Annotated in this window: 27 protein-coding genes; 9 read left to right on the top strand and 18 right to left on the bottom strand. The window is 60.9% G+C overall.

Annotation, left to right across the window (positions count from 1 at the left end; translation table 11 throughout):
* Positions 1-44: 44 nt before the first annotated feature.
* From hpaI to HU752_RS19655, 8 genes are all read right to left on the bottom strand, one after another.
* Positions 45-842 (bottom strand): 4-hydroxy-2-oxoheptanedioate aldolase, encoded by a 798-nt coding sequence (gene hpaI, locus HU752_RS19690; RefSeq protein WP_437182266.1) that lies wholly within the window; start codon positions 840-842, stop codon positions 45-47.
* 16 nt (positions 843-858) lie between these two features.
* Positions 859-1,662: a 2-oxo-hept-4-ene-1,7-dioate hydratase gene (gene hpaH / locus HU752_RS19685; RefSeq protein WP_186679058.1), complete on the bottom strand. Its 804-nt coding sequence runs from the start codon at positions 1,660-1,662 to the stop codon at positions 859-861.
* Positions 1,663-1,676: 14 nt separating this feature from the next.
* On the bottom strand, positions 1,677-2,984 hold the full coding sequence (locus tag HU752_RS19680; RefSeq protein ID WP_186679060.1) for an MFS transporter: 1,308 nt from the start codon (positions 2,982-2,984) through the stop codon (positions 1,677-1,679).
* Between the two features lie 36 nt (positions 2,985-3,020).
* The gene (locus HU752_RS19675) at positions 3,021-3,431 is read right to left on the bottom strand and encodes a 5-carboxymethyl-2-hydroxymuconate isomerase (RefSeq protein ID WP_186679061.1); all 411 of its coding nucleotides are present in this window, start codon (positions 3,429-3,431) and stop codon (positions 3,021-3,023) included.
* Between the two features lie 15 nt (positions 3,432-3,446).
* The gene (hpaD, locus tag HU752_RS19670; RefSeq protein ID WP_186679062.1) at positions 3,447-4,370 is read right to left on the bottom strand and encodes a 3,4-dihydroxyphenylacetate 2,3-dioxygenase; all 924 of its coding nucleotides are present in this window, start codon (positions 4,368-4,370) and stop codon (positions 3,447-3,449) included.
* A gap of 95 nt (positions 4,371-4,465) precedes the next feature.
* Positions 4,466-5,926, bottom strand: coding sequence for a 5-carboxymethyl-2-hydroxymuconate semialdehyde dehydrogenase (gene hpaE / locus HU752_RS19665; RefSeq protein ID WP_186679580.1), 1,461 nt, complete (start codon positions 5,924-5,926; stop codon positions 4,466-4,468).
* A gap of 5 nt (positions 5,927-5,931) precedes the next feature.
* Entirely contained in the window at positions 5,932-6,711 is a 780-nt protein-coding gene (locus HU752_RS19660) for a fumarylacetoacetate hydrolase family protein (RefSeq protein ID WP_186679071.1), read from the bottom strand.
* Positions 6,708-7,379 carry a fumarylacetoacetate hydrolase family protein gene (locus HU752_RS19655; RefSeq protein ID WP_186679081.1) on the bottom strand — a complete coding sequence of 224 codons (672 nt, stop codon included), beginning with the start codon at positions 7,377-7,379 and terminating at the stop codon, positions 6,708-6,710. Before HU752_RS19655 ends, HU752_RS19660 begins: the two co-directional genes overlap by 4 nt.
* A gap of 154 nt (positions 7,380-7,533) precedes the next feature.
* Between HU752_RS19655 and hpaA the strand changes: the two genes are divergently transcribed.
* The 5 genes from hpaA (at position 7,534) to HU752_RS19630 (ending at position 12,347) form a co-directional block, all read left to right on the top strand.
* A complete protein-coding gene (gene hpaA / locus HU752_RS19650) occupies positions 7,534-8,442 on the top strand; it encodes a 4-hydroxyphenylacetate catabolism regulatory protein HpaA (protein ID WP_186679085.1) in 909 nt (302 codons plus the stop codon).
* A gap of 181 nt (positions 8,443-8,623) precedes the next feature.
* Complete coding sequence (gene hpaR, locus HU752_RS19645) at positions 8,624-9,046, top strand: homoprotocatechuate degradation operon regulator HpaR (protein WP_186679087.1); 423 nt, start codon at positions 8,624-8,626, stop codon at positions 9,044-9,046.
* 120 nt (positions 9,047-9,166) lie between these two features.
* Entirely contained in the window at positions 9,167-10,336 is a 1,170-nt protein-coding gene (locus tag HU752_RS19640) for a p-hydroxyphenylacetate 3-hydroxylase oxygenase component (protein ID WP_186679089.1), read from the top strand.
* A 61-nt stretch (positions 10,337-10,397) separates the two neighbouring features.
* Positions 10,398-11,324 carry a p-hydroxyphenylacetate 3-hydroxylase reductase component gene (locus tag HU752_RS19635; RefSeq protein WP_186679093.1) on the top strand — a complete coding sequence of 309 codons (927 nt, stop codon included), beginning with the start codon at positions 10,398-10,400 and terminating at the stop codon, positions 11,322-11,324.
* Between the two features lie 291 nt (positions 11,325-11,615).
* Positions 11,616-12,347, top strand: coding sequence for a hypothetical protein (locus HU752_RS19630; RefSeq protein WP_186679097.1), 732 nt, complete (start codon positions 11,616-11,618; stop codon positions 12,345-12,347).
* Between the two features lie 258 nt (positions 12,348-12,605).
* Here the strand turns inward: HU752_RS19630 and HU752_RS19625 are convergent, their stop codons facing one another.
* Positions 12,606-13,013: a helix-turn-helix domain-containing protein gene (locus HU752_RS19625; protein ID WP_186679099.1), complete on the bottom strand. Its 408-nt coding sequence runs from the start codon at positions 13,011-13,013 to the stop codon at positions 12,606-12,608.
* Between the two features lie 246 nt (positions 13,014-13,259).
* Between HU752_RS19625 and HU752_RS19620 the strand changes: the two genes are divergently transcribed.
* Positions 13,260-13,721 carry a RidA family protein gene (locus tag HU752_RS19620; protein WP_186679101.1) on the top strand — a complete coding sequence of 154 codons (462 nt, stop codon included), beginning with the start codon at positions 13,260-13,262 and terminating at the stop codon, positions 13,719-13,721.
* A gap of 14 nt (positions 13,722-13,735) precedes the next feature.
* On the opposite strand, the gene HU752_RS19615 is transcribed toward HU752_RS19620, so the two are convergent.
* From HU752_RS19615 to HU752_RS19585, 7 genes are all read right to left on the bottom strand, one after another.
* A complete protein-coding gene (locus tag HU752_RS19615) occupies positions 13,736-14,722 on the bottom strand; it encodes a LysR family transcriptional regulator (RefSeq protein ID WP_186679103.1) in 987 nt (328 codons plus the stop codon).
* A 64-nt stretch (positions 14,723-14,786) separates the two neighbouring features.
* On the bottom strand, positions 14,787-15,479 hold the full coding sequence (locus HU752_RS19610) for a DUF1963 domain-containing protein (RefSeq protein ID WP_186679104.1): 693 nt from the start codon (positions 15,477-15,479) through the stop codon (positions 14,787-14,789).
* A gap of 189 nt (positions 15,480-15,668) precedes the next feature.
* Entirely contained in the window at positions 15,669-16,013 is a 345-nt protein-coding gene (locus tag HU752_RS19605) for a hypothetical protein (protein WP_186679106.1), read from the bottom strand.
* Between the two features lie 219 nt (positions 16,014-16,232).
* Positions 16,233-16,658, bottom strand: a complete 426-nt coding sequence (locus HU752_RS19600) for a hypothetical protein (protein ID WP_186679108.1) — start codon at positions 16,656-16,658, stop codon at positions 16,233-16,235.
* A gap of 700 nt (positions 16,659-17,358) precedes the next feature.
* Positions 17,359-17,715 (bottom strand): DUF6124 family protein, encoded by a 357-nt coding sequence (locus tag HU752_RS19595; RefSeq protein ID WP_186679114.1) that lies wholly within the window; start codon positions 17,713-17,715, stop codon positions 17,359-17,361.
* A 421-nt stretch (positions 17,716-18,136) separates the two neighbouring features.
* Entirely contained in the window at positions 18,137-19,177 is a 1,041-nt protein-coding gene (locus HU752_RS19590) for an alpha/beta hydrolase family protein (RefSeq protein ID WP_186679116.1), read from the bottom strand.
* Positions 19,178-19,276: 99 nt separating this feature from the next.
* Positions 19,277-19,615 (bottom strand): hypothetical protein, encoded by a 339-nt coding sequence (locus HU752_RS19585; protein WP_186679117.1) that lies wholly within the window; start codon positions 19,613-19,615, stop codon positions 19,277-19,279.
* Positions 19,616-19,914: 299 nt separating this feature from the next.
* Between HU752_RS19585 and HU752_RS19580 the strand changes: the two genes are divergently transcribed.
* From HU752_RS19580 to HU752_RS19570, 3 genes are all read left to right on the top strand, one after another.
* Positions 19,915-20,460, top strand: coding sequence for a GNAT family N-acetyltransferase (locus HU752_RS19580; protein WP_225920027.1), 546 nt, complete (start codon positions 19,915-19,917; stop codon positions 20,458-20,460).
* A gap of 321 nt (positions 20,461-20,781) precedes the next feature.
* Positions 20,782-21,408, top strand: a complete 627-nt coding sequence (locus HU752_RS19575) for a TetR/AcrR family transcriptional regulator (RefSeq protein ID WP_186679119.1) — start codon at positions 20,782-20,784, stop codon at positions 21,406-21,408.
* A gap of 196 nt (positions 21,409-21,604) precedes the next feature.
* Positions 21,605-22,876 (top strand): OmpP1/FadL family transporter, encoded by a 1,272-nt coding sequence (locus HU752_RS19570; protein WP_186679124.1) that lies wholly within the window; start codon positions 21,605-21,607, stop codon positions 22,874-22,876.
* 117 nt (positions 22,877-22,993) lie between these two features.
* Here the strand turns inward: HU752_RS19570 and HU752_RS19565 are convergent, their stop codons facing one another.
* Positions 22,994-23,779: an SDR family NAD(P)-dependent oxidoreductase gene (locus tag HU752_RS19565; RefSeq protein WP_186679127.1), complete on the bottom strand. Its 786-nt coding sequence runs from the start codon at positions 23,777-23,779 to the stop codon at positions 22,994-22,996.
* Positions 23,780-23,879: 100 nt separating this feature from the next.
* Positions 23,880-25,337, bottom strand: a complete 1,458-nt coding sequence (locus tag HU752_RS19560; protein WP_186679129.1) for an efflux transporter outer membrane subunit — start codon at positions 25,335-25,337, stop codon at positions 23,880-23,882.
* Positions 25,338-25,432: the final 95 nt, after the last annotated feature.

Below are 25,432 nucleotides of genomic sequence, written 5' to 3'. Positions count from 1 at the left end.
CGGATGAGGCGGTGCAGCGGGCGCCACCTGCGGAACACAACCGATCAGTAGACCCCGCCACCTGACGTGGCAGGCTGTTCGGTATCCTTGAAGCGTCCCGCCAGCGTCTGCAATCCACGCATCAGCACCGTGGTATCGACACCCACCGCGACGAACAGCGCACCCAGCTCCAGGTAGCGTCGCGCCAGTTTCTCATCCGCACTCAGGATCCCTGCCGCCTTGCCGGCCTTGCCCACCCGCAGGATGGCATCTTCGATCGCCGCCTGGACTTCCGGATGGCCCGGATTGCCGCGATGGCCCATCGATGCCGACAGGTCGGCCGGGCCGATGAACACCCCGTCCACGCCTTCGACCGCCGCGATTTCATCGAGGTTGGCCAGGCCTTCGCGGTTTTCGATCTGCACCAGCAGGCACATCTGTTCATCGGCCTTGTCCAGGTAGCCGGGTACGCTGTTCCAGCGCGAGGCGCGGGCCAGGGCACTGCCCACGCCACGAATGCCGTTGGGCGGGTAACGGGTGGCGCGAACCAGTTCGCGGGCCTGTTCCGCGGTTTCCACCATCGGTACCAAAAGGGTCTGCGCGCCGATGTCCAGCACCTGCTTGATCAGCGCGGTATCGCCGATCACTGGGCGGATGATCGGCTGCGATGGATACGGCGCGACCGCCTGCAACTGGCCGAGCAGGCTGCGCAGGTCGTTCGGTGCATGCTCGCCGTCGATCAGCAGCCAGTCGAAGCCGGCATTGGCGGCCAGCTCTGCGCAGTAGGCGTCGGCCAGGCCCAGCCAGAGGCCGATCTGTGGTTCTTTCGCCTGGAGCCGGGCCTTGAAGGTATTGATCAGCATGGTCAGGTCCTCCGGTTCAGACGAAGCGGCAGGCGATGCTGCCGAGCAGGTCGTAGTCGACGTGGAAGGTGTCGCCCGGGTTGGCGGCGACCGGGCGGGTGAACGAGCCGCCGAGGATGATCTGCCCAGGTTGCAGGGTGACGTCGTACGGCGCCAGCTTGTTCGCCAGCCACGCCACGCCCTTGGCCGGGTGGTTGAGCACGGCGGCGCTGACGCCGGATTCCTCGATCACGCCATTGCGATACAGCACGGCTGGCACCTTGCGCAGGTCGATTTCGGTCGGGCGCACGGCGCGGCCGCCCATGACCACGCCGGCGTTGGCGGCGTTGTCGGAGATGGTGTCGAAGACCTTGCGCGTGGCCTTGGTTTGCGGGTCGATCTGCTGGATGCGTGCGTCGATGATTTCCAGGGCCGGGATCACCCACTCGGTGGCGTCGAGTACGTCGAACACCGTGCAATTGGGGCCTTTGAGCGGTTTGCCGAGGATGAACGCCAGTTCCACCTCGACCCGCGGGACGATGAAGCGCTCGAAGGGAATGTCGCTGCCTTCGTCGAAGAACATGTCGTCGAGCAGCGCGCCGTAGTCCGGTTCGGTGATGTTCGACGACACCTGCATGGCGCGCGAGGTCAGGCCGATCTTGTGGCCGACCAGCTTGCGCCCGGATGCGATTTTCCTGGCGACCCAGGCCCGCTGGATGGCATAGGCGTCCTCGATGGTGATGTCGGGTTGGTCGAGCGAGAACTGGCGAACCTGTTCGCGCGAGCGTTCGGCCTGGTCGAGGCGGGCGGCGGCTTGCTGGATGAAGGTGGCGTCGAGCATGGGCAAAATCTCTCTCAAGGGTTGACGGTGGCAGCCTGGGTGCGCAGCACCAGCAGGCCGCCGAAGGCGATGAACAGGGCCAGGATGTGCAGGGCCAGGCTTGGGCTGTGGGTGGTGTCACGCATCCAGCCGATGAAATAGGGGGTGAGGAACGAGGCAATGCTGCCCAGCGAACTGATCAGGGCGATGCCGGTGGCCTGGGTGCGGTCATTGAGGTAGGCCGGTGGCAGTTGCCAGAACATCGGCAGGGCGGCGCTGGCGCCCATGCCGGCGATGATCAGCCCGGCCAGGACCGGCAGCGGTTGTTCCGGGGCGAGACCGGCCAGGGCAATGCCGACGGCGCCCATCAGCAGCGGCACGCACAGGTGCCAGCGGCGCTCCCGGCGGCGGTCCGAGGAGCGGCCGCAGGCGAGCATGAACACGCAGCCGATCAGGTACGGCAGGGCACTGAGCAGGCCGACGCTGGCGTCGTTGCCGATGCCGGCGCCATGGATCAGGCTCGGCATCCAGAAGGCGAGGGTGTTGACCGCCAGCATCACCGCGCAATAGATCGCCACCAGCAGCCAGATGGCAGGATTGGCCAGCAGGCCACCGACGGAGGTCACCACCTTGCGTTGTTCTTCGCGGCTGAACGCCTCGCGCAGGGTGGTTTTCTGCTGCGCATCGAGCCAGGTCACGGTTTCGAAATGATCCGGCAGCCGCGCCAGCACCAGCAGGCCGAGGGCAATCACCGGGGCGCCCTCAAGCAGAAACATCCACTGCCAGCCGGCCAGGCCCGCCGTGTCATGCATCAGGCTGAGAATGGCGCCGGACAGCGGCCCGCCGACCACACCGGCCAGGGGCACGGCGATGGCGAACAACGCGGTGACCTGCGCGCGGCGCCCGGCCGGGTACCAGCGGTTCAGGTACACCAGGATGCCCGGGAAGAAGCCGGCTTCAGCGGCGCCCAGGGCAAAGCGCAACAGGTAGAACACGCCACTGCTGTCGATCAGCAGCATGCTGGTGGACAACGCGCCCCACACCACCATCAGCGTGGCGATCCAGCGTCGTGGCCCGACCCGTTCCAGCGCCAGGTTGCTTGGCACGCCGAACAGCGCGTAGGCGATGAAGAACAGCCCGGCACCCAGGCCGTAGACCGTGTCGCTCAGGTGCAGGTCGGCGGCCATCTGCATCTTGGCGAAGCCGATGTTGATCCGGTCCAGGTGCGCGAACAGGTAGCACACCAGCAGCAGCGGGATCAGTCGCCAGGTCACCTGGCGGTAAACGCGGGCAGCAGGGTCCTGTGCCGCGCACAGGGTCGAGGCGGAGTGGGTCGTGCTCATGGTCTTGTACTTTTTATTGGATGAGACGGGATAGGCTCAGGCGCGGCCGTTGAACAGCGGGTGCAGGCTGCTGTGCTTGCCGTCGTAGACCTGGGCCTGGCTTTCGTCGATCTGCAGGGTGATGCCGATCGGTCGTCGTTTTAGCAGTGGGTCCAGCACCTCTTTCAGCACCGCCAGCAGGCTGTCGCCGACCGCGCTGTGCACGGCGCCGCTGCGGCCCAGGCCCATGCGCAGGTTGGCGTAGAGGAAACCGTAGTCGCCCTGGCCGTCGGCCACCGCGCAATGCGCGGCGGGGTAGGCCAGCACCCGGGTACCCCCGGTGGGGAAGACCTGCTTGCCGCTGTCGTCGCGGGCCTGGAGCATGGTGTCGGCCAGGCGGTGGCACAGCGCCGGGATATCGGCCTCGGCTTCAAGGTCCGGGGTGTACAGCAATACCAGATGAGGCATGGGGGGCTCCTCGTTTCAAAGGCGGTTGGCGAGGCCCGCCGACGCGGGGTTGGAGGCCTGGGCGGCGGGAATGGCCGAACCGTCCTGCGGCGTGACCGGGAACACGGCGTTGATCTGTCCGGTGCCGGAGGAACCGAAGTAGGGCGTCAGTACCTCGACATGGCCGTCGTAGGCCGACCAGCCGAGCGCGCCGAGCAGCATCGCCGTGTCGTGCATGAAGCCTTCGCCGTGACCCTTGGCGGCGTATTCCGGGAGCATCGCGCAGAAGTCCGCCCACTCGGCGTCTTCCCACATTTTCACCACACGGTTGTCCAGGGTTTCCAGGAACGGGCTCCAGACCTTGGTGGCGAAGTCCGGCGCCTGGCCGTTCTGGGCGAAACGGTGCGACAGCGAGCCGCTGGCGAGAAACGCCACGGTGCCGTCGTAATGGTCCTCGACCGCCTTGCGCATGGCCCAGCCCAGGCGAGCGCTGTCGGCGAGGAAGTGCGAGGTGCACAGGGCCGAGACCGAGACGACCTTGAAGTGCTGGTCCTGGTTCATGTAGCGCATCGGCACCAGCGTCCCGTATTCCGGGCCCAGGGTGGTGGCGTGGTGGGCCATGGTCTCGACACCGAAGCGGTTGCAGGTGTCGGCCAGCAGCTTGCCCAGTTCGCTGTTGCCGGGAAAGGCGTAGGGCATGTTGCTGATGAAGTGCGGCAGCTCGTTACTGGTGTACACGCCCTCGAAGCTCGGGCTGCAGAGCACGTGGTAGTTGGCGTTGACCAACCAGTGGGTGTCGAACACGACGATGGTGTCCACGCCCAGTTCGCGGCAGCGCCGGCTGATCTCGTAGTGCCCGTCGATGGCGGCCTGGCGGAAGCCCTGGCGCGGGCCGGGCAGTTCGGACAGGTACATGGAGGGCACGTGGGTGATCTTGGCGGCCAGAGCGAGCTTGCCCATGGGATTCTCCGGTAATTGATTGTTGTTGTCGGTCCGCGTCTGCGGTAGGAGCCGGCCAGGCCGGCTCCAGCAGGGTGCAGCATTGTGCCTCGGGTTTATACACCCCAGCGCGGGATGTGATGGCTGCCCATGGAGATGCACACGTTCTTGATCTCGGCGAACACCTCGAAGCTGTACTGACCGCCTTCGCGACCGGTACCCGAACCCTTCACGCCACCGAATGGCTGGCGCAGATCGCGCACGTTCTGGCTGTTGATGAACACCATGCCGGCCTCGATGCCACGGGCCAGGCGATGGGCCTTGCCGATGTCCTGGGTCCAGATGTAGGAGGCCAGGCCGTACTCGGTGTCGTTGGCCAGCTTGAGCGCTTCGGCTTCGTCCTTGAACGGGATCAGGCAGACCACCGGGCCGAAGATTTCTTCCTGGGCGATGCGCATGCTGTTGTTCACGTCGGCGAACACGGTCGGCTGGATGAACTGACCTTTTGCCAGGTGCGCCGGCAGGTTGGCCGGACGCTCCAGGCCACCGGCGAGCAGGGTGGCGCCTTCCTCGAGGCCGATGCGGATGTAGCCGGTGACCTTGTCGTAGTGCTGCTGGGTGATCATCGAACCGACCTGGGTCTTCGGATCGGTCGGGTCACCGACGATCAGGCGCTTGGCCCGCGCGGCGAACTCGGCGACGAATTGCGGGTAGACGCTTTCCTGGATGAAGATCCGGCTGCCGGCGGTGCAACGTTCGCCGTTGAGCGAGAAGATGGTGAACAGCGCGGCGTCCAGTGCACGCTCCAGGTCGGCGTCTTCGAAGATCAGCACCGGCGACTTGCCGCCCAGCTCCATGGAGTACTTCTTGAGGCCCGCTGTCTGCATGATCTTCTTGCCGGTGGCGGTACCGCCGGTGAAGGAGATCGCCCGCACGTCCGGGTGACGGACCAGCGCGTCGCCAGCGGTCGCGCCGTAGCCCTGGATCACGTTCAGCACGCCGTTGGGAATGCCGGCCTCGACGGCCAGGCGACCCAGCTCGTTGGCGGTCAGCGGCGACAGTTCGGACATCTTCAGCACCGCCGTGTTGCCCAGCGCCAGGCACGGCGCGGTCTTCCAGGTGGCGGTCATGAACGGCACGTTCCACGGCGACACCAGGCCACAAACACCCACCGGCTGGTACAGGGTGTAGTTGAGCATCTGGTCGTCGACCGGGTAGGTGTGGCCGTCCATGCGGGTGCAGACTTCGGCGAAGAAATCGAAGTTGTGCGAGGCACGGGGGATCAGCACGTTCTTGGTCTGGTGGATCGGCAGGCCGGTGTCCAGGGTTTCCAGCTCGGCCAGGTGCGGCACGTTCTGGTCGATCAGCTCACCGAGCTTGCGCATCAGGCGGGCGCGTTCCTTGGCCGGGGTGTTGGCCCACTTCGGAAAGGCTTCCTTGGCCGCGGCCACGGCCTGGGCGACTTCCTCGGCACCGCCGCTGGCGACTTCACCGATCGCCTCGCCGGTGGCCGGGTTGTAGTTGACGAAGGTGTCTTTGCTTTCGACCTCACGGCCGTTGATCCAGTGCTTGATCATGCTGCTCATGCCTTGTTGTGCTTGACGTTGTTCTTGAAGAAGTCCGCTTCGCTGACGATCCGGTTGACCAGGCGACCGACGCCCTCGACTTCCACCACCACTTCATCGCCCGGCACCACGTCGGCCAGGCCCTCCGGCGTGCCGGTGGCGATCATGTCGCCCGGCTGCAGGGTCATGAAGCTGGAGAAGTATTCGATCAGGCAGGGGATGTCGAAGATCATGTCCGCAGTGGTGCCTTCCTGTTTCAGCTCGCCGTTGATCCAGGTGCGCAGTGTCAGGTTCGACGGGTCCGGCACATCGGCGACATCGACGATCCACGGGCCGACCGGAGTGGTGGCGTCGCGGTTCTTCACCCGCAGGTTGGGGCGGTAGTAGTTTTCCAGGTAGTCGCGGATGGCGTAGTCGTTGCACACGGTGTAGCCGGCCAGGTACTGCAGGGCGTCTTCGCGCTTGACGTTCTTGGCCGGTTTGCCGATCACCGCGACCAGCTCGCACTCGTAGTGCATGTAGGTCACGCCGTCCGGGCGCCAGGTCTGCTGGTGGTGACCGGTGTAGGTGCCCGGCGACTTGATGAACGCCAGCGGCTCGGTCGGCGGGGTGAAGGCCAGTTCGCGAGCGTGGTCGGCGTAGTTCAGGCCCAGGGCGAACATGTTGCCGGTGGCCGGAGGCAGCCAGGTGACCTGCTGCTCGCCGAGCACGCGGCCATCTTCCAGGCGCACGCTGTGGTCGTCGTTGACCTGCACCGCGTGCACGACGCCTTCGAACAGGATACGGGCGTGTTTCATGGGCGAGGCTCCTGTTCACTGACGATGTGGTTGGTCAAACGGCCCAGGCCGGTGATCTCGACATCCACCCGGTCTCCCGGCTGCACGTCGACACGACCTTCCGGGGTGCCGGTGATCAACACATCGCCGACATCCAGGGTCATGAACTCGCTCAGTTCGGCAATCAACTTGGCCACGCCACGCACCTGGTTGGCGGTGGTGTTTTCCTGCACCACTTCGCCGTTGACCAACAGCTTGAGGGTCAGCGTCTGCGGGTTAGGGATGTCCTGGGTCGGCACCAGCACCGGGCCGAGGGCGCAGAAGCCATCGCGGCACTTGGCCTTGACCGCCGGGCGGTAGTAGCTGTCTTCCGGCAGGCTGAATTCGTTGGCGATGGTGTAGCCGGCCACGTACTCCAGGGCCTGGGCCTCGCTGACCCGGCTGGCGCGCTTGCCGATCACCACGGCCAGGGCCGGGCCCGGCTGCAGGCGTTCGCCAGTCGGCCGCTCGACGGTGCCGTCGTGCTGGTTGCGGGTGTTGGGCGTCTTGATGAACAGCACCGGCTTGACCGGTGGTTCCTTGTAGGGCGCCGCGTTGAACTCGGGCAGGCGCTGGGCAAGCAGGCCTTGGTAGTTCAGGGCGATGCCGAACAGCGTTCCGTGGGCCGTGTCGTACAGGCTTCGGGGCATCTCGATCTCCTGGAGGGGCCTGGGGCCCGACATTGTTAATGTGTTAACGTTATAATTAAGATGTTAACGATCGTCAAGCCAGGTTGCGTTCGGGCAACTTTCCAAAGCCCGGGAAAACGCGCAGCATGCGGCCATAACAACAAGGAATTCCCTGATGCGCAGCGAACGTTCGCCCATCCCCAACATCAACATCGGGCAGGTCTACGACCAGCGCTACAGCGATGCCGAGATCCACTACGACCGCCTGAGCAACCTGGCCGGTTTCTTCGGCCGCAACATGCCGGTGCACCGGCACGACCGGTTTTTCCAGGTGCATTACGTCAAGAGCGGGGCGGTGCGCGTGTACCTGGACGACCGGCAGTTCGTCGAACGCGGGCCGATGTTCTTCATCACGCCGCCGACCATCCCGCATTCCTTCGTCACCGAGTTCGACGCTGACGGGCATGTGCTGACCGTGCGCCAGCAACTGGTCTGGCAACTGCTCGAAGAGGACCCGGCGCTCGCGCCACCGCCGCCGATGGCGCCGGTGTGCGTGGCCCTGGACCGCCTTGACGGTGACCAGCTGGCCGAAGCGCGGCGCCTGGAACTGATGTTCGAGGCGCTGCGGGAAGAGATCGAGGGCCAGGCCAATGGCCGTGCGCCGGCGCTGCACGCGCTGACCCGGCTGGTGCTGATCAGCCTGCTGCGGTTGTCGGCGCATGCGCTCAAGGCACGGCCGGCGCGGCACGAGGACCTGCAGGTGTTTCACCGCTTCAACGCGTTGATCGAGGCCCACTACCTGGAGCACCTGCCGCTGGCCGGCTATGCCGAGCGCCTGGGCGTGACTGAGGCGCGGCTGAACGACATCTGCCGACGCATCGCCGACCTGTCCTCCAAGCGCCTGGTGCTCGAGCGCCTGATGCAGGAGGCGCGGCGCCTGCTGCTGTTCACCGGTCATTCGGCCAACGAGATCTGCTACCAGCTCGGCTTCAAGGACCCGGCCTATTTCAGTCGGTTCTTCCAACGGTATGCGCAGATGACACCGGGGGAATACCGGCAGCGCCAGGGCGGTTTCAGAGGGTGACGGCATGGGACGGCCTTGGGGTGAGAGCCTGTTGTGCCGTTATCGTGGCGGCGCCCGGAACGACGGCCAATGCCTTTTCCGGGCAAGCGCTGGTACTTTCCATGAACGGCGCCGGTGTCGCTTGCCACCGTGTATCGCCGGCTCGTAAGCTGATCGGCCTTTCACTGACCTTGTCCTGAAGATGCCCGTGCCACGTCCCTCACTGACCCTTTCGTTGCTCCAGGCCCGCGAAGCCGCGATGGCCTTTTTCCGTCCTTCGCTCAATGCCCACGACCTGACCGAGCAGCAGTGGCGGATCATCCGCATCCTGCGCCAGAACGGCGAGCTGGAGAGCTACCAGTTGGCCGAGAAGGCCTGCATCCTCAAGCCGAGCATGTCCGGTGTGCTGGTGCGCATGGAGCGTGACGGCCTGGTGCGTCGCTTCAAGTCCAACGAGGACCAGCGGCGCATGTTCGTCGCCCTGACCGACGCCGGCCAGCAGCGTTTTGTCGAGATGGCCGACGACATGGAATTGAACTACCAGCGCCTGGTGTCGCGCCTGGGCGAAGACAAGCTGGCGCTGCTCACCGAGCTGCTCGACGAGCTCAAAGCCATCGAGCCGTAATCGTCGGCAGGACACCTGCAGGGTCGTGGAAAGTACAATCGGCCCTGTGGAACGTCCATTTTCCAAGTAGGGGCTGCGGGAAATACTGGAGGGGAATCCAATAATAATTCGGTACCCCCCATGAAACAGCCCAACCCGCTGCTCGAAGACCTCAAGGCCATTCTGCCGACCATCGCCGCCAATGCCGCGCAGGCGGAAAAGGACCGCCAGGTCCCTGCTGAAAACATTGCCCTGCTCAAACAGATCGGCCTGCATCGGGCATTCCTGCCCAAGGTCTACGGTGGCCTGGAAATCTCCCTGCCGCAGTTCTGCGACTGCATCGCGCTGCTGGCCGGCGCCTGTGCCAGTACCGCCTGGGCCATGAGCCTGCTGTGCACCCACAGCCACCAGATGGCGATGTTCTCCAAGCAGATGCAGGACGAAATCTGGGGCGAAAACCCCGATGCCACCGCCAGCAGCTCGATCGCGCCGTTCGGCAAGGTCGAGGAAGTCGAGGGTGGGGTGATGTTCAGCGGCCAGATGGGCTGGAGCAGCGGTTGCGACCACGCCGAGTGGGCGATCCTCGGTTGCCGCCGGGTCAACCAAGAAGGCGGCCAGGACTACGGCTTCGCCGTGCTGCCGCGCAGCGACTACGAGATTCGCGATGACTGGTTCTCCGCCGGCATCAAGGGCAGTGGCACCAAGACCCTGGTCGTCGACAACGTGTTTGTGCCCAACCATCGTATCCAGAAAGCCAAGGACATGATGGAAGGCAAGTCGGCCGGTTTCGGCCTGTACCCGGACAGCAAGGTCTTCTACTCGCCATACCGTCCGTACTTCGCCAGCGGCTTTGCCACCGTCAGCCTGGGCGTGGCCGAGCGCATGCTCGACGCCTTCAAGGAAAAGACCCGCAACCGCGTACGGGCCTATACCGGCGCCCAGGTCGGCGCGGCCACCCCGGCGCTGATGCGCCTGGCCGAGTCCACCCACCAGGTTGCCGCAGCACGCGCCTTCCTGGAAAAGACCTGGGCCGAGCACGCCGAACACAGCGAAGCCCATCGCTACCCGAGCCGCGAGACCCTGGCCTTCTGGCGAACCAACCAGGGCTATGCGGTGAAGATGTGCATCCAGGCCGTCGACCGGCTGTTCGAAGCCGCCGGTGGCGGGGCGTGGATGGAGTCCAACGAACTGCAACGCCTGTGGCGCGACTCGCACATGACCGGCGCCCATGCCTACACCGATTACGACGTCTGCACGCAGATCCTCGGCCGCGAGCTGATGGGCCTGGAACCCGACCCGAGCATGGCCTGAAACCGCTCCATCCATAACAACAATCGAGGGGCTGCCACCGAGGCGGCTCCGGGAGTCTTGCATGTCTGCTGAATTCGATTCGCGCGCGTTTCGCCGTGCGCTGGGTAACTTCGCCACCGGCGTGACCGTGGTCACCGCCGCCACCGCCGACGGTCGCCGGGTCGGCGTCACCGCCAACAGCTTCAACTCGGTCTCGCTGGAGCCGGCGCTGATTCTCTGGAGCCTGGACAAGCGCTCGGGGAGCCTGGAGGTGTTCGAACAGGCCAGCCATTTCGCCGTGAACATCCTCGCCGCCGACCAGATCGACCACTCCAATCACTTCGCCCGCAGCAAGGACGATCGCTTCGCCGACATCGAGCATGAAGTGGGCGAAGGCGGGGCGCCGCTGCTGGCCGACTGCTCGGCGCGCTTTCGCTGTGAAAAGTACCAGATGGTCGACGGCGGCGATCACTGGATCCTGATCGGCAAGGTGGTGGCCTTCGACGACTTCGGCCGCGCACCGCTGCTGTATCACCAGGGTGCCTACTCGATGGTGCTGCCGCACACCCGCATCACCCAGCCGGACCTGCAGGAGCGCCCGAGCAGCCACTTCCAGGGCCGCCTGCGTGACAACCTCTACTACCTGATGACCCAGGCCGTGCGCTGCTACCAGGGCACCTACCAGCCACGGCAACTGGCGACCGGCCTGCGCACCAGCGAAGCACGCATGCTGATGGTGCTGGAGAACGATGCGGGCCTGAGCCAGGCCGAACTGCTGCGCGAAGTGGCAATGCCGCAGCGTGAAGTGGAAGAGGCCATCGCCAACCTGTGCCGCAAGGGCCTGGTCACCGAAACGGAAGGGCGTGTGCGACTGTCCGTAGCCGGCATCGACCAGACCGAGGCGCTCTGGACCATTGCCCGTGAGCAGCAGGAGCGGGTGTTCAGCCAGTTCGATGAGGAGCAGGTGGCGAACTTCAAGCAGGTGTTGCAGGCGATTATTTCGGCCTGAGAAATGGACCGACGCCACGTAATGACCAGTGTTCTGCGGTGAGGCGACTGGCCTATTCGCGGGCAAGCCCTGCTCCTACAGTGGGGTGGCGTTCACAGGCGTTGTGGTTGCCTCTCTCTCCCGTAGGAGCCGGCTTGCTGGCGAAGCTTTTGATCTTCAGGCACAAGGGAGCGACGCTGCCTGGTTCGACGCTGAACGAGTGGACGCTGCCTCTGGTGGCGACCCAAGGCAGATACTCAAGTATCGACTAAGCTTGGGTCGGTTCAGCCCCCTGCCAGAAGGATCTAAGCCATGGGAAACCTGGTTGTTGCTCACGTGATGAAGGTAATGCCGGATTTGGAGTCACTTGGTGCCTTACCGATGAGTTTGGGTTGGTCATTGCATCACGATGAGAGCGCCAGTTCGTTCTACCTGGATACATTCAAGGCCGGTGCAGAACAGAAATGGCCCTTTACGTCTATGCCTCCGAGCAAGGATTTCCCGCTTGAGCTTCCTCCAGAATTGGACGTTCTTTCTCGGGTGTACAAGCTGCTTGTGGACGCTCAGCTAGCCAACCCCTTCAAGAGGGCCTTCTTGAATATGAGTTTGGCGCTGAGCAAGAGCCTTCAGTTACACATTTGCAGCTTTTGCACAGATGACAATGGGCTGGATTTTGTGTGCATATCATCAAATGGTGAGCTGAAAAAGCTGCATTGCATTTGCGGTGATCTGGACATCAGCTATGAGCTTGGGGAGATCACGATACAGCCACTTTTGCTCGATGGCACCGAAGGTACGGAGGCAAGCAGTCTGCATGATCCAGAGAACGGCATACGTGTCTTGGATCGAAATGTCGCGCCATCGCCATCGTTACATTCGGTGGCCTCAGCAGAGACCACTCGCTTTCTACAAGTAGAAATCCCACCGCTGGGACTCGGTAGTTTTGATGGGATGGATGTTGTCCCGATAAAAATTGCCGGCTCCGAGATCGCTTCACTGACGCCTAGGGTGCCAGTGAAGAAGGAATGGTGGAGATTGTGGTAACAGTGCCCACCCAGGGCTATTAGGCTATGTATGAAATCGCTTGAAACTTGGTTATGCGGCGTTAAAAACCGGCTCGGAATGCTCATTGACAACCAGTCAAGTCGGGCGCGACCCCGGTCGTTCCTCGCCGGTTTTTGCCTTGCCTAACCTGCGTTTCAAGCAATTTCATACACAGCCTAGGACACTGAAGAAACCAAGCAGGAGATGACCAGTTTCCTATCGATGCAGCGGATGCGTTCGTGGCCGGCCCGGTCACCGTCACGCCGACCGGAGGCCGGCGTTCGGATAGAGGGCCTGCTGCCTCCAGGACAACGGCGTCATCCCCTCGGCTTTCAGGAATGTTCTGGAAAAATGCGCCTGGTCACAGAAGCCGCACTCCAGCGCGATATCGACCAGCAGCATCCGTGAACGGGTCAGTAGCTCCTTGCTCTTGCTCAGCCGCTGTTCGCGCAGCCACTCCTGGGGAGGGAGCCGAGTGCTTTCCTTGAACATGCGTGAAAAGTGACTGCGTGACAGTGCGCAGGCTCGTGCGATTTCTGCCACCGATATTCCTCGATCCAGATGATCCAACATCAATTGCTTGGCCGTGCGGACTTGCCAGGGCTTGAGCCGCTTGGGCAAATCCACTTCAACAGTCGCCAACACGATGCAATCGTTACTGTTCATGGAGTTCCATTTCCCCTGGGTGTTAGGTGTTTGGGTCAGGCAGCGCGCCGTCCTGAGACCTCGGGTAGTGAGAGCCTTCTCAGCGGGTTGTCGCCAGGTGCCGGCAAAAGATAGCGAAACATGCGTCGAAATGAAGGCGCATTTTTGCCTCTTTGTAGGCGCATTAATGCGCCATGAGTAGCGCTCTGGCGGTGCTAGCATCTGTGCCACGCGGATCACGTCGATCCCACTCGCCAGGAGAACCCAATGGCAGCTTCACGACCTTTCAACGACGACACCGCCTACTGGGGTGTTCCATGGGAAGACAGCTACGGTTATCCGCAGGCGCGGCGGGTAGGGAACGAGATCTTCGTGTCGGGGCAGTTCAACCACGACGAGGAGGGCAACCTGGTCGCCCCCGCGCCGCTGGATGCCGACGGCAGGCCGAGCGATTACTCCTCGATGGGAGAGCAGATGCGGGTCTCCTACGACAACATTTCCAAGCTGCTCGCCCTGTATGGCGCCACGCTGCAGGATGTCGTCGAAGAGACGCTGTATGTGCTGGACATGGACGCGGCCTTTGCCGTTGTCGGCAAGGTGCGCAAGGCCGCCTACGGCACGGAACGCCCCCAGGCTGCCAGTAACATCATCGGGGTATCGCGACTCGCGCAACGGCCGCAACTGATCGAGATCGTGTGCAGGGCGGTGATCGGCGCGCAGAGCCGATAATCAGCACTCGCAACCTATGAGGCCTGTAAAGGCTGATGCCCTTCCACCAGAGGCTTGAGGTCGGCCACGGCCGCTGCGCAGAAGGTCATGAAGGCTTTGACCCGCCAGGACTTTCTGATGTCCTGGTGGGTGAGCAGCCAGAGCTCGTCCTGCAGCTCGCGCACCACGGGGCCGACGCGAACCAACCCGGGCGTGATGTCGCCGAGCATGCAGGGCAGAAAACCAAAGCCCAGGCCGGCCGCGATGGCCGCGCTGGCGGCGGCAACCGAGTCCGTGCGGTACGAGATACGCTCCGGGGCCACCCGGCACTCGACATAGTTCGTCGCCTTCAAACCCTGTAAGCCGCCTGAGTAGGACACCCAGGACTGTCCTTCCGCGAAGGGATCGGCAGTGACCGCCTGCTTGGCGGTGCCATAAGCGGCCCAGGCGATGTTGGCCAGCTTGCGACCCACCAGCGTGTCCGCCGGCTTTCGGGTGGCACGCACGGCGATATCCGACTCATCCCTGGCCAGGCTCAACGTCTGGTTGCCCACCAGCACTTCGATCGTGATGCCTTCATTGAGGGTTTTGAAATTCGCGATGATCGGGGTGAGAAAGTACAGAAGCAGCGAGTCGCTGGTGGTGATCCGCAGTTTCCCCAGGGGGCCCTGGCCGGCCCGCGAAACCCTGCGGGTGACACTGACGATGTCCAGCTCGACGCGCTCGGCCAGTGCACGCAACTCGGCACCCTCGGCCGTCAGCAAGTAGCCCGCCTTTCGATGATCGAAGAGCGCCACCCCGAGTGATTTCTCAACCTGGGAGAGGCGCCGCGACACGGTGGAGACATTGATGCCGAGCTTCTTGGCCGTGTCAGCGCGATTGCCACAATCGCTCAAGGTCTTGATGATCCGCAAATCGTCCCATGAGAGCTGGCCGACAGCCTCGCCAGCATCCCATTTGGGGCCTTGGGGAGCAGCAGGGGCGGGCGGACGGCTTTCAGGTGACGACTTCACGTAAAACATTCCAGATAGGGTGCGCTGATGATACGAGAAGGGGCCGGTTCAACCAAATATGGCGAGAACACCCTCAGTAGAAGTCGTAGTAAAGCTGCCATTCCCCTGTTGCCGTGTTTTTCCAGAACATGAGGCTACCGCTGTCGACCACGTTCAAATGGATCTTTGCATCTGACGAAACCTGAAACACGAACTCAAAACCATCACCCGGATCAACACCCGATTGGCAAAACGAGGGATAGCCGCCGATCTTGTGCTCGTAAACATGGGTGGTCAGGTCGTAGTAGCTGTCTATCGTCCCGGCTCGTTCGAGTTTGAGTATCTCGTCCTCAAGCTCTGCGGGAACGCCACCGCCATCCCATAACGGAAAGTCGTCCATCAACTCGGCCTTCAAGGGAAACGCCTTGAGGGGCGAGTCCGCCACGGAAAGTGATTTGTTGACCAGGGTATCGGTATCGCCGTACTCCCTGATCAACCAATTGGCGCCCATGGGCTCGAATGGCTCTGGAAACTCCCTGGACATGAAGAGCGTGAGTACCCGAACGTTCGCCAGTGCCGGGCAGGTGTAGGGCAGGCTGGGCAGGTAAAACTGCGCATAGGGCAGTATCTGCTCACCCGCGGCGTTCACCGGAATGGTTTCATCAGGTCGAAACAGGAAGACCTTGCCCAGCCAGCTTTCATCGTGCTCATGGGTAGGTCGAAACCCGCCGGCGACAAATTTTGTCGCGGGTCGTACCAACTGCAACTTGATCTCTTCGATATCCATTCGGGCGTTAACTTGATCGGGAAATGAGTCGATGGGCGAGCATACCATGGGGAGGGGTGCCGCTATTTTGAGCATGCTCAGACGGGCGTGTGGGAACGATCATGGCTGCCTGGCTCGGGTCGATAGCTGCCGGGCCCGAGCAGCATCGTGCCTTCAAACTAGCACTGTCCGCTGTGCCCCAACGCTCACTCAGTCAAAGTGATGGGCATAAATCTCTACTTGGTTTGGGAACAACTCTTCGTAAAGGGGATGAGGCACTCCCAGAACGCTGACTTCTATACTGCCATCTTTTAGGTCTTTCGAATAATCCGAAATATTAATGCCTGCGCATGGAATCGTAATGCCTGTAACAGTTCTAACGGAAAGGCATAGAGACGATTGGTCTCTGAGGCTGGATTGGCACTCAACTTGGATGGCAGCGTAACCATTGGCTGGTTTGAACTCGCCAGAGGCGACGCCCATCGGAGGATCGCCGTCTTCGAGCGCTGACCAGCCCACCAAAGTTGACCCGCTGTAGAAGTGAAATAGCTCCATGTCTCCGCCCGCTGCTTCTTCGAGGGCGGCGTGCGCCCTAGTTTTGATTTCATCCAGTAGCAGGAAGGTAGAGTATTTGCGAGGCCAACGGCAACCCGACGCGGTCTCGTCGAGCGGTAGCTATCGGCTAATGACAGACATTCTTGCTTGTCTCTACGGATCTGGCTCGCGACATACGTGTGGTTCCGGATTTTTCGTAGTGGGCATCTATGGTGCCTGTCAGCAGTTGTACTTGCCCAGGTAAGTGACAGTAGCTGTGCTTTCTGGCAAGCGAGTTACGGGCTCGACTTGAGATGAACGCGAGCGACGATCGTGCCATATAGCGTTCGGATTTGCACCAATCATTATGAAATGAGTGAACGGGGATCCTTTGGCGACCACCTCTGCCCGCTCTGCCGGGCAGCTTATCTGAGAGACGACACTATCGAGCCCACCTGACAGTTCCACAAAGTCGGAGTCGATATGGAATTCAAGCTCGGCAGCCATTCGCCACGTTGGGTTGCGATCTTCCCAGTCATTCCATTCGGTATCGGTAGCCGCTGCGGGAGGTTCTGGTTCCCATTGTTCAAAGGCGTATAACTCTGCCTCTTCAACACTTGCGAAATTCGCACCGAACAGGTGAAATCCCCAACGTTCTTCATCCATGGGCCACATCTCGCTTAGAGAAAAACACATTGTAAATAATCAAAAGATGAACTTACAAACTCACCAAAATCGCATTTCTCACACATCAGTTCGGGGCTAAAGAAAAGCTGGCCCGTGGCCCCACTCCGTCCTCTATGGATCAAGAGCTGATATCCCGGCATCGACGAAGGTTCACGACTGAACGCAATGACTTTGCCGAAACTTCCAGGATGCATTCGCGCGGTGGTTACAAATTCATACTGATCATTCCTTATCCTCACGCGCGACAAGGATTGCCGCCATGCTTAGACCCAACAAGCCCATCCTGGCTTCGTTCCTACTGCTAGTCTCGACCGTTTGCACCGCCGACGATGAGATTACTCAGGAGTGGGGGCGCTTGATAAAAGCTGATTTTCCCCAAGGATGTGTGATCCGGCTTCACAAGTACCTGTCAGCCAATGGAGTCAACGGCTCGCGAGGCGGTGCGTGGCTTGTGCAGAGCTGCGAGGGTAACTTTGAATACGGCACCAGCTACTATCCACGTGGGGTGCACATGGACAAGAAACGGATCAGCGCGAGTCGCAACCGCAAGCTTGACGACCTGACCCCGTTGCAGTTGAAGCGCATGTACTCGCTCCCGGACTAAACCAGATTCGATTCAGTCAATGTCCGCAATGGGTCGATAGCGGATTCGTCATTGCCGCCATCGACCGTGACACCGTCAACTACTGGCGGCTACTACCTGCTGCTCCAGCAGGCCCATTCTCAACTGTGCAAGCTCAATCAGGTGCACCACCCCCATCGCGACCTTGCGATTCGGGCCGGTCTGGTTGTCGGCGTTCTCATAGGCCGTGGCGGCCGCTGATTGCAGGATCGAGTGAAGGTCGAGCAGGGTGTCTTCGGGATTCGGCGAGGTCGGTGGCTGGTTTGTCGGTGCGGCGGCAGTGACAGAGGCGGGTGCAGGTTTCGGTACAGCATCCGGCCCCAGATCATAGTGGGCCAGCGCCTGGTCGACTAGACGAGGATCAATGATTCCGGCACGAGGTGTAGCCGGCGGATTGGGGGTGGGTTTGAACATGGCTTGCGATACTCCTAGTGCAAATTAGGAAGCCGTCACCATCGCTACCAAACGATTTAAGGTGGCGGCCGTACGCAGGTTGGTAGACCGGTGCACTAGGAACCCGGCGCGTCCGAGGACGCCCTGCGCACGGCCACCATGAAACGGAGGCCGAAAAAAAGCGCCTCGCTCAAGGTGGCGCTTTGCGCCTAGTGACACCAGGGCTACCAAACCCTGTCACTGATGTGCAGTGACAGGCCGAAGATAGCCACCGGCGATGGACCGGCGCAAGCGGTCAGGATTTTCTAGGAAATTTCACTCAAGGGAAAGGGAGTAGTCTGGTTGGGCGCTGAGTGGACTGGGACTGCCGTCGTGAAGGGCAGGAGTCGACCCAGCCGTTAGCCACTCACCAAGCACCCATCGCCAAGGGCGTCAGCACCCGTCAGTTGTGAAATGATTGCGCCAGAAACTCGGTGATCAGCGAGGCAATCTGCGATTGGATCAACGCCCGCGGTCGGGCGTTATCGCCGTCCCGACAAATGACTCCATCGCCGGGTGCGTCTTCTTCGAGCAACGCCATTGCGCCAGGTTTGCACCTCGACAAGAAACTGAAGTGGCTGGCATCGCCGATCTCGACATAACGACTGATCGCCGGTGGCAGCCGCTTAGCCAGATCGGCCGACTCCAACCGGGCAGGGAGATCTTCGGAAGGGGCGCCTGCCGCAATCACCAGTGCCGGCACCGGCAATCTTGCCAGGCTTTCATTGGTCAGGCCGCGTGACAGACCCAGGTCCAAGGTGACGATGGCGGTGACGCGTTTGTCTCTCAGGTCACTGCTCAATCGAGCTTTCGATGACGGGTCGCTGTCAGGGTTGAGCTGTTTGTAGACGCTGCAACTGGACAGTTGCGGATAGGTGACGCATTCCTGGAGGAAACGCTTGGAGTCGAACCGGGCACCGGCCATTTCCAGTGCGGTCCAGCCACCGAGGGAATGTCCCACCACCGCAATCTGATCTTTCGCCACCCGCCCATACGGGCTCGGCTCAGCCACGACCGCATCAATGGCACGCTGCAGGTCGATGGGCCGCTGCCACAACTGGGCTGCAGCTGCTGGATTGCGGTCGCGGGTGGTCGTACCGGGATGGTTGACCGCTGCCACGATGTAACCCTGGTGAGCCAGGGCACTGGCGATCCATGACTGGTTCCCCCAGTTACCGCGAAAACCGTGGGAAAGCACCACCAATGGATGCGCGCCTGCGGCCGGAGGCGCATCGCGTACGGCAACGTCACCGACAAATACCGCACTGTCAGCGATCAACTGCGGTGTGGCGGTGGTTTTGCTCGGATACCAGACGACCAGTTCCAGCGGGCGATTGTTTTGCTCGTCCGGCAGCGTCTTGTTCTGAAAGCCGATGCTCTCGTAGCTGGCGAATGCCGGTACGTTCAGGCAGGTAAGAAGCACGAAGCCGAGTACTGTTTTCATTGTTTTTCTCTTCCTTGATGGGACTGCATCGATTGGACGCGACCAGGCGCGCGAGCAACCTATCCGTCCTCGTGACAGGTGCTCAATAAGATCATTAACCTAGAGAGAGTAAAGGCGTTTCAACTGCGCAGGAGGCATGTTGAGCTTGCGCCCGCGACTGACGCTGATCAGTTTTCCATTTGAACGCGTGGCCGCTGGACGGTAGCTTGCACCGTATTCGTAACTGCCCTGGCAGGTTTGCACCAGCCATGCACTGGTGCGCACGCCGTTCGCCCCGGTGGTCGATAAATAGGGGGTCAACTGAGTCACACAACCCTTGGGGAAGTCTGCCTTGATCAAATGCATCCATTCCTGAGTAACCGCGTCGTTCTCGGTTGAATAGGCGGCCGAGCTCAGCGCCAGGGCAAAGCCCAGCAGGAGTGTGTTGAGTGTGCGCATGCCGGCAATCCTTGTCGTGCGTGAGGGGTGGAGAAGGGTGGGCATTATGCTGATCGGATCAAGAAGCGGATAGCATTGACGAACGACCCTCATTGACCCAAAGCGGGTTTCCTCGCGCCGATCCGATGCCAAGTGGTCTGTCGATGGGTTGCCTTCAAATCTACGCGAGGGTTTCGCACAAGCGATTGCACCTGCTGGCGATGGCTCTATCAATATCCGTCGTATTGGATCTTTTTCTTATGATCTGTCGCTCTAGACTGGCTCCATTCTCACGATTCGCCGGGAAAGGAAACCATCTTGTGCGTGACTTCGACTGCCAACCCGTTTTGTGTGGGAGCACACTAAGGCTCAGGCCTCTCGCCGAACATGATTTTGAAGGCCTGTTTCTGGCGGCCAGTGACCCGTGCATCTGGGCCGGCCATCCCGCCAGTGATCGCCATGAACGGGAGGTATTTGCAGCGTACTTCGCCTCTCGACTGTCCACCGGCAACGCGCTCACCGTCATCGATATCGACTCGGGGCAGATTGTGGGGACGTCGAGCTACTACCCGCCGCCTGACCGGCCGGAGAGTATCGCCATCGGCTTTACCTTTTTAGTGCGGGCGAAATGGGGTGGCGATACCAATCGCGAGCTGAAGCGATTGATGGTGGAACATGCATTCAAGACCTACGACACTGTCTATTTCCACATCGCGCCTTCGAACATTCGCTCACAAAAAGCTGCCTTGAAGATCGGCGCCGTGCATTTGTATGACGCCGAGCTGAAAGTGTCGACTGCGCCTGCGGTGTGCAAGTGCTACGGACTCACCCGGGCACAATGGGCTGCGTCGCAACAAAGCACCTGAAACAGCGGCGCCATGGATGCCCATGAGGGGCAGCGTCCATCGCTACCAAACGATTTGGGGTAGTGGCATCGAGGACCAGAACCGGCGCGCACGGCCACCATAGAGCGGGAGCAGACGATGACCTGGTCTGCATTTTGAGTTGTTGAGCGTCTGCGAAATCTGGGACGATTCAGGCTGCAGAACGAATCAGGGCACGACCTCGTTTGCCGATCTCGATGTCACGACGCTCTGCATGGCCTCATCTAGAATCACCGGTCTTGTGACCTTATTCCTGTGTAGTCACGAGTTGTCAGCCCACCATAGGATGAGTAAGCTGCTGTCATGAATCAGCTATCAATACCTGCCTCCTCGTCGAACACCCGTGGCCCGGCCGAGCACGACATTCGTGACCAGATTGTCGCCGCGGCCAATGAGCACTTCAGCCAATATGGCTATGCAAAAACCACGGTTTCCGACTTGGCCAAGGCCATCGGTTTTTCCAAGGCGTACATATACAAGTTTTTTGATTCCAAGCAGGCGATTGGCGAGGCCATTTGCGCCAACTGTTTGGGTCAAATGGTTGCCGCCGTTGAACAGGCCGTTAACACCGAACCTGTTTCGGCGACCGAGCGTTTGCGCAGATTGGTAAAAACCGTGATTGCCACGGGTGTGGACCTGTTCTTCAACGACCGCAAGCTCTACGACATTGCGGCGTTTTCCGCTTCGGAGCGTTGGCACAGTGCCCAGGTGTATGAAGCACAGATCAAGGACTTTATTGTCGACATCGTGCGTCAAGGGCGAGAAGCGGGGGAGTTCGAGCGCAAGACGCCACTGGACGAGACCGTCGATGCGATCAATCTGGCGCTGCGACCTTTCGTCAATCCCTTGCTGTTGCAGCACAATCTGGATTTTATCGAGCAAGTGCCCACGCTGACCACCAACCTCATCCTGCGCAGTCTCATGCCCTGACTGTCACTGATCCAATGGGTCAGCGATTCGAGTCAAGCCACATCCCCACATGACGTTTTCCGTTCCCGGCCGAGGAGGGCTGGGGGTGCGCACTATTTTGTTTTTTGTGACCATTGACTGAATTGGTCACATGGATAATATGGCTTCGCTGTAGTGCTCTATGTTTTCTTTCAGTGATCTCCATAGAGTCCCGACAATGAAAAAAATAATGCTCAACAGTCCTGTGGGGCTGGCCGTCGTGCTTGCGTCTTCCAATGTGCTGGCTGGTGGCTTTGCACTCAACGAACAAAGCATCAGCGGGATGGGGTCCGGTTTTGCCGGGAGATCTTCATCGGCCGAAGACGCCAGTACGATCTACGGCAACCCGGCGGGTATGGCCCGGTTCAAGAAAGAGCAGGTCAGCGTGGGGGCGGCTACATTGTTCGCCAAGTCTGATATCAGCCGGACTCGCAGTACGTTCGGCGGTAAGGAGGATGGCGACATGGTGCCCACGACCACCGTACCGATGGGGTATTACGTCAAGCCCGTCGATGACCATTGGGCATTTGGTGTCGGATTTTACGTACCTTTCGGGTTGATCACCGACTACGGCAGTGGGTTTGCCGGACGCTACTACGCCAATAAGAGCGAAGTCACCACGCTGACTTTCCAACCGACCATCAGCTACGCCTTTAACGAAAACGTGTCGATTGGTTTCGGTCCAACTATCAACCGTATCGGCGGAGAGATATCGGGCATGGTGCCCAATCCGTTGAGCCCAGGGCGTAATGACGGCAAGCTCAAGAGTACGGGTGATGACACCGCACTGGGGTTCAACGCCGGCGTGCTGGTGCAGGCGACAGATCAGACCCGCCTGGGGCTGACTTATCACTCCAAAGTCAGTTACCACCTGGATGCGAAAACCAAGGTCACCGATGGCATCTTCAGCGTGCTGGGCGTCAGCGGTCGTAGTTATGACGCCTCTCTGGATGTGAATACGCCGGAGTCGGTGGACTTTTCGGTCACGCATCAGTTCAATCACGACTGGACGCTTTATGTTGGCAGCACTTGGACGCGCTGGAGCCGCTTCAAGGCGCTGACGATCGAAAACAGCGGCCTACCGTCGTTGCTGAGCGGCCAGTTGGGTACGATCAGCGAAGAGCAGAACTGGCATGACACATGGGCTCATGCTATCGGTGCAGCCTATCAATTGAATAACCAGTGGGTGTTGCGTAGCGGGTTTTCGGTTGATCAATCACCCACCAACAATACCGATCGCGGCCCCCGCATCCCTACGGGCGACCGAAAGGTCATCAGCTTCGGTGCGGGTTGGACGCCGGTGGAAAATGTCACGATCGACTTCGCTTACTCCTACCTCTGGGAGGAGAGCGTGAAGGTCAACGACACCTCGCCATCCAGAGGTGCCTACAGTGCCAGGTACAAGAACAGCGCGAGTGGGCTCGGTACGGCGGTCAGCTACCGTTTCTAGTTGGGGGCTGTTCTTTCTCGATGTCGGCTCGGGAGTGCGTGTTGCCTCCCGAACCCGCATGCACAAGACAAGGCGTATCGGGTCGACTCTTGCAGAGACGCTTGCCCTTTTTGTACGTCAAACCCCCATCACTTTCGCCATTAGGCTCTGATGGAAGCGACGTGGAGTCGCCCACGTCAAGACAGCAATGAGCTTATTGGCAAAGCCCGGCACGACACTCATACGTCCAGCGTGCAACGCGTTGATTCCAGCCCTCACGACAGGTTGAGGCTGCATCATCACTCCTTTGAGTGCGGGCGTGAGCTTTTGCCGAGCGCTTGCCGCAAACCCGGTGTCCGACATTCCGGGGCAAAGCGCAGTGACCACCACGCCGTCGTGCTTGAGTTCACGATGCAGTGCATCGGAGAATCTGAGCACAAATGCTTTCGCTGCGGAATAAACGGCAAAATTCTTCACGCCCTGAAAGGACAGCAGGCTGGCAACCATCAGGATATGGCCTTTGCGCCTGGCACGCATGTCGTCTGCAAAGAGCCGCGTCATCGCGGTCAGGCTGGCAATATCCAGGTCGATCATAGCCAGAGAGCTTTCAAGGGGTTCGTCCAGGAACGCGCCCTGTAAACCGTACCCTGCGTTGTTGATCAACACGTCGACGACAAGATTGTGATCGTGCAGATACTGATGCAGACCCACAATCACATGGATGGAAGAGAGATCGGCCTGCCTGACGATCACGTCTACGGCGAAACGGTTGCGCAACTCATCCGCAAGCGCCTCGAGTTCGGCCAGCCTGCGTGCCACTAGAATCAGCGATCGACCTTTTGCTGCGTACTGTCGAGCGAACTCTTTGCCGAATCCGCTGGAAGCGCCAGTAACGAGCACCCAGGAGTTCTCTCTATCAGTCATTTTGTTAACCTCTGCTTGAATGGGAGGAAAGGTGTCTGGCCTTGCTGCGAACATAAGGTCGAGCAAGGCTGAAACCTGGCCCGTGCAAAGCTGGCGAACATCATCGCGACACAACCGGTAGGGTTTCAGGAACGTGCCAGCCCCCGCCGAGCGCTTTGAATGCCGCAACCGCGGCGCGCGCCGATTCCGTCTGCGCTTGCGCACGGGCATCGCAAGCCTGGAGCAACGTTTCGTCGGCGTGGAGCACCTCGATCAGGCTCGCGGTGCCTTTTGTGTAGGCGATAAAAGAGGATTGCCGAGCCTGCGTCAGAGAGGCCTCGCCTCCCGCGAGCGTGGTCGCCTGAGCGCTGCGGTTTACCAGCGCGGAGAAGGCGTTCTCGACATCCTCGGTAGCGCGTAACACCGACTGACGATAAGCGGCCAGCGCTTCGGCTTCCTGCCCCTTGGCCTGATCGATTTGCGCGTTTATCCGACCAACGTCAAAGAGTCTCCAGCGCAATCCAAGGACGGCCCCCGACTGACTGGCACCGCCGGTGAACAGGTTGCCGCCGGAAACAGTCGTTGCGCTACCGAGCAATGCGCTGAGCGAGAGTTTCGGGTAGTACTCGGCAATCGCCACGCCGATGCGTGCATTGGAGGCTGCCAGGCGGCGCTCGGCCACGATCAGATCCGGCCGGCGGCGCAGCAGATCGGCCGGTGTTCCCGAGGCGTTTATCGGCGGCACAACAGGAATGCTCCCGGTACCAGCCAGTTGCGTGCGGTGAGTACCTGGCGGAGTGCCGAGCATGACGTCCAATGCATTCATGGCGGCATCCAGGCCGGTCTGCAGCACGGGTACGGTCGCCTGAACCTGCGCCAGCGCTCCCTCAGTCTGTTGAACCTGATAGCGGGCAGCGAGGCCCTTGCCGTAGAGCAGGCGGACTTTCTCCAGCAGCCCCTGCTGCGTTTCGACTTGTCGGTTGGCAATCTCCAATCGCGCCTGCAAGCCACGAAGGGCGATGTAGATGTCGGCCGTTTGCGCCGCAATGGCCAGGCGTGTGGCGATTGCGCCAGCCTCGGAGGCCTGGTACTCGGCGAGTGCGGCTTCGCGCTCGCGTCTCAGACCGCCAAAGACATCAATCTCCCAGCCTGCATTGAGGTTGAGCTCGTAGGAGCTTCCATGGCGATCGTAGCCAGGCGTTGAGTTCAACACCTGGCCGAGTGGTGTCTCGACGGATTGATAGGCGCGCGCAGCCTGACCATCAATGCTTCCCGAGGGCAACAAGGCCGCATTGGCGGCGCCCAATCCTGCCCGTGCCTGTGTGACCCGCGCCGCTGCTTGTGCCAGATCGAGGTTCTGTTCCAGCGCCTGGGTGACGAAACCGGTCAACACCGGATCGTTAAAACTCTCCCACCAGCTCACCAGCAGGGGCGGCACCTCCGCCGACGCCTGTTCGGCCGACTGACCCAGGTAACGATCAGAAAGCGGGAGAGCAGGCCGTTGATAGTCGGGACCGACCGCGCAGCCAGCCATCAAACTGGCGGTCACCAAAAGCGTGATAGGGCGAACAGGAGACATGGAGGTACCTGCAGGAAGAGGGTATGTGACTTTATTAAATGATGGTCACAGCCTTTAGGTCAATAATATCTGCTTATTTCGCATTTTGTCTTGCA

Source organism: Pseudomonas vanderleydeniana, assembly GCF_014268755.2.
Classification (GTDB): Bacteria; Pseudomonadota; Gammaproteobacteria; order Pseudomonadales; family Pseudomonadaceae; genus Aquipseudomonas; species Aquipseudomonas vanderleydeniana.
The sequence above is the reverse complement of the archived record's forward strand: the minus strand, read 5'-3'. Positions and strand labels throughout refer to the sequence as shown.